The organism is Salinithrix halophila, from assembly GCF_042650125.1.
Classification (GTDB): Bacteria; Bacillota; Bacilli; order Thermoactinomycetales; family DSM-45169; genus Salinithrix; species Salinithrix halophila.
On sequence record NZ_JBHSAP010000003.1, the window covers coordinates 102,791 to 113,211 of the forward strand.

At 51.7% G+C, this 10,421-nt stretch carries 7 protein-coding genes, 9 tRNA genes and 1 rRNA gene; all 17 read right to left on the minus strand.

Annotation, left to right across the window (positions count from 1 at the left end):
* Positions 1-87: 87 nt before the first annotated feature.
* On the minus strand, positions 88-234 hold the full coding sequence (locus ACFOUO_RS00855) for a hypothetical protein (RefSeq protein ID WP_380701196.1): 147 nt from the start codon (positions 232-234) through the stop codon (positions 88-90).
* Between the two features lie 214 nt (positions 235-448).
* Positions 449-1,804, minus strand: coding sequence for a phosphoglucosamine mutase (gene glmM, locus ACFOUO_RS00860; protein ID WP_380701198.1), 1,356 nt, complete (start codon positions 1,802-1,804; stop codon positions 449-451).
* A gap of 28 nt (positions 1,805-1,832) precedes the next feature.
* Positions 1,833-3,032: a CdaR family protein gene (locus tag ACFOUO_RS00865; protein WP_380701200.1), complete on the minus strand. Its 1,200-nt coding sequence runs from the start codon at positions 3,030-3,032 to the stop codon at positions 1,833-1,835.
* Positions 3,025-3,837 carry a diadenylate cyclase CdaA gene (gene cdaA / locus ACFOUO_RS00870; protein ID WP_380701202.1) on the minus strand — a complete coding sequence of 271 codons (813 nt, stop codon included), beginning with the start codon at positions 3,835-3,837 and terminating at the stop codon, positions 3,025-3,027. Before cdaA ends, ACFOUO_RS00865 begins: the two co-directional genes overlap by 8 nt.
* Before the next feature lie 406 nt (positions 3,838-4,243).
* Positions 4,244-4,810 carry an RNA polymerase sigma factor SigW gene (sigW, locus tag ACFOUO_RS00875; RefSeq protein ID WP_380701204.1) on the minus strand — a complete coding sequence of 189 codons (567 nt, stop codon included), beginning with the start codon at positions 4,808-4,810 and terminating at the stop codon, positions 4,244-4,246.
* Positions 4,811-5,151: 341 nt separating this feature from the next.
* Positions 5,152-7,926 carry a phosphoenolpyruvate carboxylase gene (ppc, locus tag ACFOUO_RS00880; protein ID WP_380701206.1) on the minus strand — a complete coding sequence of 925 codons (2,775 nt, stop codon included), beginning with the start codon at positions 7,924-7,926 and terminating at the stop codon, positions 5,152-5,154.
* A gap of 251 nt (positions 7,927-8,177) precedes the next feature.
* The gene (rocF, locus tag ACFOUO_RS00885) at positions 8,178-9,086 is read right to left on the minus strand and encodes an arginase (RefSeq protein ID WP_380701223.1); all 909 of its coding nucleotides are present in this window, start codon (positions 9,084-9,086) and stop codon (positions 8,178-8,180) included.
* Between the two features lie 318 nt (positions 9,087-9,404).
* Positions 9,405-9,479, minus strand: a tRNA-Gly gene (locus ACFOUO_RS00890).
* Between the two features lie 12 nt (positions 9,480-9,491).
* Positions 9,492-9,567: transfer RNA gene (locus tag ACFOUO_RS00895), tRNA-Lys, on the minus strand.
* A 23-nt stretch (positions 9,568-9,590) separates the two neighbouring features.
* A tRNA-Lys gene (locus ACFOUO_RS00900) sits at positions 9,591-9,666 on the minus strand.
* Between the two features lie 9 nt (positions 9,667-9,675).
* Positions 9,676-9,750 (minus strand) — tRNA-Gln (locus ACFOUO_RS00905).
* Positions 9,751-9,757: 7 nt separating this feature from the next.
* Positions 9,758-9,842 (minus strand) — tRNA-Tyr (locus tag ACFOUO_RS00910).
* 16 nt (positions 9,843-9,858) lie between these two features.
* Positions 9,859-9,934, minus strand: a tRNA-Val gene (locus ACFOUO_RS00915).
* Between the two features lie 25 nt (positions 9,935-9,959).
* Positions 9,960-10,035, minus strand: a tRNA-Glu gene (locus tag ACFOUO_RS00920).
* A 5-nt stretch (positions 10,036-10,040) separates the two neighbouring features.
* Positions 10,041-10,116: transfer RNA gene (locus tag ACFOUO_RS00925), tRNA-Thr, on the minus strand.
* 3 nt (positions 10,117-10,119) lie between these two features.
* A tRNA-Asn gene (locus ACFOUO_RS00930) sits at positions 10,120-10,194 on the minus strand.
* A 136-nt stretch (positions 10,195-10,330) separates the two neighbouring features.
* A 23S ribosomal RNA gene (locus tag ACFOUO_RS00935) occupies positions 10,331-10,421 on the minus strand; the annotation flags it as partial.

Genomic DNA, 10,421 nt, shown 5'->3' on the forward strand with positions numbered 1-10,421 from the left:
CCGTGCTTGTTTTTTGTCTCTGGGTTCTGCCGCATGATTTTCCGGCATTCTTGTCGTCAAATCTATCCGTTTTCTGATTCTATTAATCTATGCTTCCATCCGCATGATCGTGCGTGCATCGTGCCGGCGCCTTTGTCGGACGAGTCGCCCCACCCTTTTGTACGCCGGCCCCTCGGCTTCGATGCCAAGCCGGGAGGTATCCGCCGAATGATCGATTCTCCTCCACCTCGTCAACTGCAGCTTCCTCCACCGCAGCCCTGGCGCTTTACAACAAGAAATTTCCAGATGTTATCCTTGGTTTATCCCCCTCACCTCCCTAACAGACATAATACCATGCTATGCAAATCCAGTTTGTTTGTAAAGTAAAGAAAATTTAAAGGAAAAGGGCCGGGAACCTTCCCCGGCCACTTCACCCTACCATCTCGACATGGGGGATGGTGGCTCTTGGTCAGGCCAGTTCGGCACGGATCACCTCGGCAATCCCGTTTACGTATTCATCCAGCGATTGGGCGTCCGGCCCCTCGGCCATGACCCGGATCAAGGGTTCTGTACCAGATGGACGGACAAGGACACGACCGTCATTACCAAGAGCCGCTTCCACTTCATCGATCTTGGTCAAAATAGCCTTGTTCTCCGCCCAGCCGTCCTTCTTTTTCACCCGAACATTGACAAGGGTTTGAGGATATTTTTTCATCTTTTGCGCCAGGGGATTTAAAGTCGTGCCCTTTTCCTTGACGACACGGCAAAGTTGGAGGGCGGTCAGCATCCCGTCACCGGTGGTGTTGTGATCAAGAAAGATGATATGGCCCGACTGCTCGCCACCCAGGTTATAGCCGCCTTCTCTCATCACTTCCATCACATAGCGGTCTCCGACCTTGGTCTTTTCGGTCCGGATCCCCTCGGATTCCATCGCCTTGAAAAACCCAATATTGCTCATGACCGTGGTGACGATGGTGTCCCCTTTTAGCTCACCTAACTCCTTCATGAAGCTACCACAAATACAAAGGATCTGATCTCCATCCACCAATTGCCCCCGTTCGTCGACGGCGATCAACCGGTCAGCGTCACCGTCAAAAGCGAGGCCGAGATGAGCCTGACGCTGAACCACTTCCTGTTGCAGCCGACCGGGGTGGGTGGAGCCGGAATCGACATTGATATTTACTCCATCGGGATCAGCGTGAAGGGCCGTGACATCCGCGCCCAAATCCCGCAGGAGAATTGGCGCTAGTTTGGAAGCAGCCCCGTTTGCACAATCGACAACGATGTCCATTCCGCACAGGTCGGTCTGGATGGTGGAGCGCAGATGAGCCAGATACTCCTGGTATGCCTTAAAGCGATCTTCCACCCGACCGATCCCATCCCCAACGGGCCTTGGCATCGATTTCCCCGATCCGTCGAGGTGGGATTCAATCTCTTCTTCCAGTTCATCGGATAATTTGAAACCATCAGCGCCGAAAAACTTAATCCCGTTATCCTCAAAAGGATTATGGGAAGCGGAAATCATTACGCCGGCCTCTACAGAGAGACTCCGGGTAAGAAAGGCAACACCCGGGGTGGTGATAACACCGAGTCGCCACACATCCACCCCAATGGATAACATGCCGGCGATCAAAGCAGCCTCCAGCATTTCCCCGGAGAGGCGGGTATCCCGTCCAACGATGATCCGAGGCTTTCTTCCTCTCTCCCCATCAGTCTGTTTCGTCAAAACATATGCGCCGGTGCGTCCTAATTGGTAGGCCAACTCAGGGGTGAGCTCTTGGTTGGCGACTCCCCGAACACCGTCGGTTCCAAAATATTTACCCATGATTCTCCTCCTTCAGCCCGTTTGCTGTTTATCTCCTGATGCTGACCGTCACGGAGGGTTCTTCTCCCTCCAGGCGGATATAGTTGGGCAAGTTGAGCCGTACCGGCACCCGGTGCTCCCCATTAGACAGGTTGGAGACATCGATGTAGGCTTCTACACCCGACTTCTTTATTTTCTTTAAAAGAGAAGGAGCCCCATGTAAGGGAAAGTCCAGTTTGGTTTCACCCATGATGGAAGCCCGGCTTCCATCATCCTTCCCTTTAATCTTGACGGGCACGTCCTTCATCGTTTTCGTCGCACTTTTTACAATGTCGACTTTGATTTCCGCCTTATCGGGCTCCACCTTCACTGCCCCCTCTGTCAGCGGAATGGGAAGCTCGAAGGTACGATCGTTTTTCGCTTTTGATAAGTCCAGCTTGGGACCGGGATAATATTCCAGAGCTTCCACATCATTTTTCGATCCATAAACGGTCACCTGATCAGTATTAACCGTCAAATTCTCTATGGCATAGCCCTTGGGCGGATATTTGCCGATATCTACTTTCAGCGGAACGATGGCATTGGGACTGGCCACCGGAAGGGTGACATCCACCAGTTCCGGATTGACCTCTACACCGCTCAAGAGTCCATTTTCTCCGTATATCTGTAACGAGGCCGATCGGGATATCGTTTCCTTTGCCCCCTCCGCGTTGACGGTCGCCTTGACCGCCTTCACCTGATCTAAAACAGATTCTGGGCCTCGAACCAATACTCGGGCCGGTTTTACTACCGGCTCACCCATTTTGAATTGATCGTCCGGTTTGCCGATCACGTTCACCTGAACGGCCATTTCTTTTTGCTGTTTTTTCTCCATCACGACGTCAACGCTGCTGGGTCTCACATCCACATCGACACCCCGGGGCAATCCCTCCACCTTGACGGGGACGTTGGGATGCCTTCCGGCTTTAAGCTCCCGCAAATCGACAAAAGCCTTGTATCTGCCGGGCGTAACCATATTGAGAGAAAACGCGTCCCCACGCAAAACAAAGTTCACGGAATCAGGGACCTGAACGACCTCGAAGCGATCCTCGTCATAAAGGGCTTCCAACGTAACGTTGTTGATCATTCGGGTATCGTCCCGATCTTGGGGGAAATGGAGAGATGTATCATTGACCGACATCCATAGCATGATAGCTAACGCCAGTGCCACGAGCTTGATGACGGTATTGTTCTGAAGCCATTTATCCATCCTTCTCCCCCCTCCGGTTCCAGAAAGACGGATTTTTATCAGGGGGCTTCAGCTCTTCATACAACCGGGATATCAGATTTTCCTCCGATAGACCCCGCTCCAGTTGTCCTTGGATGGCGAGAGAAATATGGCCGGTTTCTTCCGACACGATAATGGAGAGAGCATCAGAGACCTCGCTCATCCCCATACCTGCTCGATGGCGGGTTCCCAGCTCTTTACTGATAAAGGGATTCTCAGACAAAGGCAAATAACACCCGGCCGCCATAATCTCCGCATTGCGGATGATGACAGCACCATCGTGAAGCGGGGTGTTGGGCAGAAAAATATTAATCATCAATTCGGAGCCTAATTTGGCATTCAGCTGGATTCCCGTTTCGATATAGTCGGACAAACCCGTCCGGCGCTCCACGACAATAAGTGCCCCGATCCGACGTTTGGAAAGATGAGAAACAGCCTTAACGATGTCACTAACGGCCTTGGTGACCACCTGCTCCTCCAACTGCGTACTACGGCTGAAGAGACGACCTCGCCCTAATTGCTCCAGGGCGCGTCTTAGCTCTGGTTGAAAAATGATGATAATGGTAATAACTCCGACGGAAAACAGATTTTCCATCAACCATTGTAGCGTGGATAGTTGAAAAAAACTGGATACCATCCATGCTACAATCACGACCGAGATCCCCTTTAACAGTTGAACCGCTCGTGTTCCCCGCAAGAGCATCAGCAATTTATAGATGACATACGTCACAATCAGGATATCGACGATGTCATTCACATATTGGGTCAATCCGTCCAATACTTGCATGGGCCCCCTCCACAGTCCATTCCTTCCATCACCATATAGCCTACCCGTTTCACCGAATTCCTCCCTCTCCACACCATTATGCGATAAGCGCAGACAAAAAGAAATGCCCCCGGTCGAAAAACCGGTGGCTGGAGAAAATCGGAGAAAAAAGACTGGAAAAAGACTGCTGGCAAAGCCCGTCCGTACCATAAAAGATGGCCTGGTTTTCGGCGGAGCACCTGTTAGCACCAACAACCCAGCGGATTTCTGAGGCTCCACCCGTTTTAAGGCCATACACGTTCCCTTTGGCCACTGGTTAGAGCCGGAGGGTACGGAGCGGACAGACGGCGGAACATCCGGCGCGGAGTCGAAAATCCCGCTCCACGCCCCGTTTTGGGGTTTGGCATGAACCTTGGAAAGGGGGTTCTTACAAACAAGAGGCCAGTTGGCTGCGAAGGGCTTTCCTCCCTCGATGAACACGAATTTTCACCGTAGTCACCGGCAGATGAAGGATCTCACCGATATCAGCAAGCGGAAGCTGCTGCATATAACGAAGAATCATAACGGAGCGATATCGCGAAGGCAGCCCTTCTAGAGCAAGGATGATCTCCCGCTCCGTCTCCCGGCGGATCAAACTTTCTTCCGGTGTAAGGCCTTTCCCTGGCAAATGGTGATACCAATCCTTGGAATCCCCCCCGGTGGGGGCATCCAGATAAAAGTCCGCTTTCTTCTTTCGGAGTCGGTCTATACAGAGATTGACTGTGATCCGATACAGCCAGCTGGAAAAACGGCGATCAGCATGATATCTGGCCAGATGGGTATAGCTTCTCAGGATAACCTCCTGAGTGACATCTTCGGCTTCCTGCGCGTGATTCAGTTTTCGGTACGCCAAAGCGTAGACCTGTTTTCGATAAAGTTGAATCAATTCGACAAAGGCATCGCAATCACCGGTTTGGGCTTGTTTAATCAGTATTTTTTCTCTCTGTTCGGTCAAAATGTTCAACCCTCGCCTCAATATTCCTGGGAAAAAAGCCCCAGCACTTGTAAAGATCGCCTAGGCGCTTCATTCCGGAAAACAGAAAGACTTCCCATGAAATTCTCCTGTTATGTCCGATGATATCCCGTATTTTTCCTAGAAATTCATTTCGTTTCTCTCCATTTTATCCGATGTTTCGTCCATTTTCTACAAATTCTCCTCAAGTTTGACTTCCCTCCAATAAAAATAGGCCATAAAGACTAGAAACGAAATCCATTCACATACGTATCTGGCAACGCCCACGCAAAAAGAGCTTCCATCCCTAGGGATCGGAAGCTCTTTTTTTACAACAGATTTCATCAACCGGTGTTGCGAAGGCCAGCGGCAATTCCATTAATGGTCAGAAGCACCTGCTCCAGTTCATCCTGTCTCTCCTTACTCTCCTCATCCGAGCGGAGAAGGCCAAGCAGATACACCTGAATGAAACTGAGCGGGTCCACATAGGGGTTTCGCAACCGGATAGACTCCTGAATCACCGGAAGATGATCCAGGATCTCCGTCTGGCCGGTGATGGCGAGCACCACTTCTTGCGCCTTCCTGTATTCCTCTTCCACTTGGCGGTATACAAGGTTTCTCACTTCAGGATCGCGGGCCAGATAGGAGTATTCTCGGGCGATTCCCAAATCCGCTTTCGCCAGGGCCATCTGTAAGTTATCCACCAATGAACGGAAAAACGTCCAAGAGCGGTACATCTCTCTTAACCGCTCCAATCCACCTGTTCCCTCGGCATACTCAGCCAGCCCCGTCCCCGCCGCATACCAGGCAGGAAGGAGATTCCGGCTTTGGGTCCAAGAAAATACCCAGGGAATTGCCCGCAGATTCTCGAAAGCACGGCTATTCTTCCGCCGTGAAGGCCTGGAACCGATCTTTAACTTTCCGATCTCAGGCAGGGGAGTCGCCTCATTAAAATAGTCGAGGAACCGGGGATCTCCGAAGACCAACTCCTGGTACTTGTGCCGAGCAACCTCTGAGATGTCAGCCATCGTCTCCATCCAGGCTTCTCCCGGAGCGTCACCCCGTCCCTGAAGCCCATCCGCGTAGGAGGTGAGAAGAGCTGAAGTCGCCTGTTCCAAGCTGCGGTAAGCAATGGGTTTCAAGGCGTAGCGGGAAGAAAGTACCTCCCCTTGTTCCGTGATTTTCACGCCCCCTGCCAATGTTGCCGGGGGTTGGGCTTGGATACTTTGGTTGAGGGGGCCTCCGCCCCGTCCCAGGGCGCCTCCCCGGCCATGGAAAAAGCGAACCTCTAAGCCGTAACGCTTGGACAGGCTGTACAATTCCTCCTGGGCCCGGAAAAGTTCCCAGTTAGCGGTCAACATACCGCCGTCCTTATTGCTGTCCGAGTAGCCCAGCATGATCTCCTGATAAGGGCAGTCTTTCATTGTCGCCGGTACATACGCCGGATGGCGGTAATAAGCTTCCATGATTTCCTCGGCCCGGTGCAAATCGTCGATGGTCTCCAAAAGGGGAACCACATGCAGGCTTGCGACGGGTTTCCCCTCCTCTTGCCGCCACAGGCCCACCTCCTTGGCGAAGAGGACTACTTCTAGCAGGTCGCTGGTGCCCTGGGTCATACTGATCAGATAATTGCGGATGGCTTCATCTCCGAATTCCTTTTTGGCTCGGACAATGAGAGCGAACAGATCCAAACATTTCCGTGTGTCCTCGGAAAACTCCATAAAGGAAGACGTAAGAGGGCGGGGATCCTGCAACAACTCCGTCAGCAAAGCCATCTTGTCCTCTTCGCTCAGGCTGGCATAGTCCTCCGCGATACCGAGCGTGGAAAGGATCTCACTCAGAGCACTTTCGTGCTCCCCGCTGTCTTGACGGATATCCAAGGTTAGCAGGTGAAAGCCGAACAATTCTACTTGCCGGATCAACAAGGCCAAATCCCCGTCAGCAATGGATTGTGCATGGTGAATACGCAACGATTCGTCGATCAGTCTCAGATCAGCTAAAAACTCTTCGACATCCCGATAGCACCCCTTCTCCTTTTGCCCAAGGCGGGTATGCTTTAAGCGGGCGAGGATATAGGTGCACTTACGACGGTAGAGTTCGTGCTCATTGCGCCACTCTCCCTGGCCGATATCACCGGGTTCCACTTCTTTCCTGTCCTTCTCCAGGGAGTCCAGCAGGGAGTCCGCCACACGGATCACACGGGTCGAATGGCTGAGCTTTTCGACCAGGTTGTGAAGGCTTGCTTCGTACTTGCTTATGACTAATTCCCGCTGCATCTCCAAGGTGCGCCAAGTAACTTCAGGCGTAACCCAAGGGTTGCCGTCCCGATCCCCGCCGATCCATGATCCAAACTTCAGATAACAAGGGACGTGCCACTCCCTGTCAGGATAATGCCGATTCAGGGAGTGTTCCAACTCCCGATGCACCTGGGGAAGCACATCAAAAAGAGTCTCATCCAGATAATAGAGGCCATTACGAACCTCATCGATCACCGTCGGTTTGCGTTGGCGAAGCTCATCGCTCTGCCACAGCGTGACTACTTCCCCTTGTAATTCTTGCTGATAGTGATCCTTCTCTGATTCAGTCAACAGCGGGTCATCCAACCGGGCCATCAGATCGGAAATACGGTGGTGAATGTCCAGCACGGTCCGCCTCATCGCTTCCGTTGGATGGGCAGTCATCACCAATTCCAAGGAAAGCTTGTCCAGGATCCCTGCCACCTCTTGTGCTTCCATCCCGGATTCCTTCAACATCTGGACAGCACTTTCAATGGACCACCGTTGACCTCCACCATCCCTTCGGTATTCCCTATGGCGACGGATACGGTGGTTTTGTTCCGCGATGTTGACCAATTGGAAATAGATCGCAAAGGCACGTATCACGTCCCGTCGAGTCCCAGGGGAGAGACTTTGGATCTCTTGCTTACACTGCTCTAACCGGTCGGAGTTATGGGAGATACGTAACTCCTTGGTCATTTCCCGAATGTGTTCCACCCGTTCAAGCAACTCCTGGCCTCCCTGCATCACCAGGACTTCACCCAGGATGTTTCCCAAAAAGCGTACATCTTTACGAAGAGGTTGTTCTTTTCCCTGTTCGATCGTGCTGATTTCTGTGCTCATCAGCTATCCTTCACCTCACCATGGAAACTGTAATCGATGGAGTATTCGTTCATTTCAAGCGGACATAGCCCGGACAATCCCCGCCGCCAGGCAAACCGCTGCTCCCCTTATTGTAACAGATTGAATCGGTGTATAACGAAATCCCGCCTATAATCATCAATTAAACCAATCGGTCTGCTTTAATTTTGGGCAAATTGACGACTTGCCAATAAAAAAACCCTCTGCTCAAAGGCAGAAGGTTTCCCCATCCGTTAGAGAACTTTTTCCCCAAATACGGAACCGATCAAAGCAACAGCCGCTTTGGCAGTCTTGTTTTCCACATCGAGGATCGGGTTAACCTCCACGAATTCAGCAGAAGTGAGAATCCCCGATTCAGCCAGTAACTCCATCGCCAGATGACTTTCCCGGTAAGTCATACCCCCTGCCACCGGTGTACCTACCCCCGGTGCGTCATTGGGATCCATTCCGTCTAAATCTAGACTGAGATGGACACTATCCGTACCTTCCGTAACGATCCGGATCGTTTCATCCATCACTGCACCCATGCCCATCCGATCAATTTCATGCATGGTAAAGACACGGATCCCTTTTTCCCGAATCAGATTGCGCTCCCCTTCATCAAGGGAGCGGGCACCAATCACGACAATGTTTTCCGGATGCACTTTAGGTGCATAGCCCGCGATATTGACCAAATCTGGATGGCCCAGCCCCAGGCTTACGGCGAGAGGCATACCATGAATATTACCGGTCGGGGATGTTTCCGCAGTATTCAGATCCCCATGGGCATCAAACCAGATCAGACCCATTCGTTTTCGTTTCTTGGCAACACCGGCAATCGTACCGATGGCTATGCTGTGGTCTCCCCCCAATACCAGAGGGAACCGGCCACTTTCCACGATTTTTTCCAAGGATCCTGCCAATTCTTCACTGACTGCCACGATCTCTTTCAGATATTTCAACTGTTGCTGCCCGACTTCGTATGATTCCGGTGTCGGAACCTGCAAGTTTCCGATATCTTTTACCTCATAACCGAGATGAGTCAATTTTTCCTGTATGGAAGCGTAACGGATGGCGCTTGGCCCCATATCTACCCCCCGCCGATCTGCGCCCAGATCCATCGGGACTCCCAGAATGGAGATCCCTTGTTTTCGCTTATCCATTTTCACATCATCGCCCCCTCGATAGCCCAAAGCATATCCTCTATCCTTCCAACACTCTTTCATTTTAGCATAACCATCCCCAGCATCTATGTCTCATCCCCTGTTTCCTCATTTTTTCATCCTCACATACATAAAAGAGAGATAAAGTGATTAAAAGGGACTATATAATGAATACAAGTGGGTAAATAGGAGCTAATCACTTTTAATGAATATTCATTTCACCCTTTTAGCCCAAATAAAAAGGGCTCCCCACTGGGAGTCCCACCACTCAGTTGCATGAATATAAAAAACCCCACCTCATGAGGCAGGAATCTGGTTTGGAGCGGAAGACGGGATTCGAACCCGCGGCCCCCACCTTGGCAAGGTGGTGCTCTACCCCTGAGCTACTTCCGCATATTATGTAGTTGGTGGGTCGTGCAGGCCTCGAACCTGCGACATCCTGATTAAGAGTCAGGTGCTCTGCCAACTGAGCTAACGACCCATCCCCGCTTGGGAAGATGGAAATGGTGAGCCATGCAGGATTCGAACCTGCGACACCCTGATTAAAAGTCAGGTGCTCTACCAACTGAGCTAATGGCTCGCAAAAAAATGGCTGGGGCGGTAGGGATCGAACCTACGCATGACGGAGTCAAAGTCCGTTGCCTTACCGCTTGGCTACGCCCCATCATATATGGTGGAGGGGGTAGGATTCGAACCTACGAAGGCAAAGCCAGCGGATTTACAGTCCGCCCCATTTGGCCACTTTGGTACCCCTCCATATATTTATATCTTATGGTGGACGGTGCAGGGCTCGAACCTGCGACCCCCTGCTTGTAAGGCAGGTGCTCTCCCAGCTGAGCTAACCGTCCAAGTGGACTCGGCGAGTCCTTTAAATGGTGACCCGTAGGGGATTCGAACCCCTGAATGCCAGCGTGAAAGGCTGGTGTGTTGACCGCTTCACCAACGGGCCCTAGGTGGAGCTCCCAACCAGACTCGAACTGGTGACCTCTTCCTTACCATGGAAGCGCTCTACCGACTGAGCTATGGGAGCAGGTGGCTCCTCAGGCAGGACTCGAACCTGCAACCTACCGGTTAACAGCCGGGCGCTCTACCATTGAGCTACTGAGGAACACTTGGCCGTTTTTTCAACGGACATCGTTTATTATATATCGTATCCTCATTTTTATCAAGAGGAAATTTTAAACTCCAGAAAGGTATGCACCCTGAAAACCGGATACGGAAGAAAAGCGTGGCTGGAATGAATCCAGGAGAAGTCCTCGACCGATTCGTATCCGTCAGCTGAACGCATCACTGCGCTTACACCTCGGACCGATCTACCTCGTCATCTTCAAGGGG